The organism is Xenorhabdus szentirmaii DSM 16338, assembly GCF_002632585.1.
Lineage (GTDB): Bacteria > Pseudomonadota > Gammaproteobacteria > Enterobacterales > Enterobacteriaceae > Xenorhabdus > Xenorhabdus szentirmaii.
The window spans coordinates 1-303 of sequence record NZ_NIBV01000064.1; the positions used below are offsets into that span (position 1 = coordinate 1).

Consider the following 303-nt stretch of genomic DNA (forward strand, 5'->3'; position numbering starts at 1 on the left):
AATGGTGGGTCGTGCAGGATTCGAACCTGCGACCAATTGATTAAAAGTCAACTGCTCTACCGACTGAGCTAACGACCCGACTAGGTAATTCTGATTTTGATATCTAAATGGTGGGTCGTGCAGGATTCGAACCTGCGACCAATTGATTAAAAGTCAACTGCTCTACCGACTGAGCTAACGACCCATTCTAAATATCGGGTGTGATACTGCGAAACAATCTGATGAAGTGGTGGGCGATACCAGATTCGAACTGATGACCCCCTCCTTGTAAGGGAGATGCTCTACCAACTGAGCTAATCGCCC

At 47.2% G+C, this 303-nt stretch carries 3 tRNA genes; all 3 read right to left on the reverse strand.

What is annotated here, in order from left to right:
• Positions 1-2: 2 nt before the first annotated feature.
• A tRNA-Lys gene (locus Xsze_RS21650) sits at positions 3-78 on the reverse strand.
• Between the two features lie 30 nt (positions 79-108).
• Positions 109-184, reverse strand: a tRNA-Lys gene (locus tag Xsze_RS21655).
• 43 nt (positions 185-227) lie between these two features.
• Positions 228-303: transfer RNA gene (locus tag Xsze_RS21660), tRNA-Val, on the reverse strand.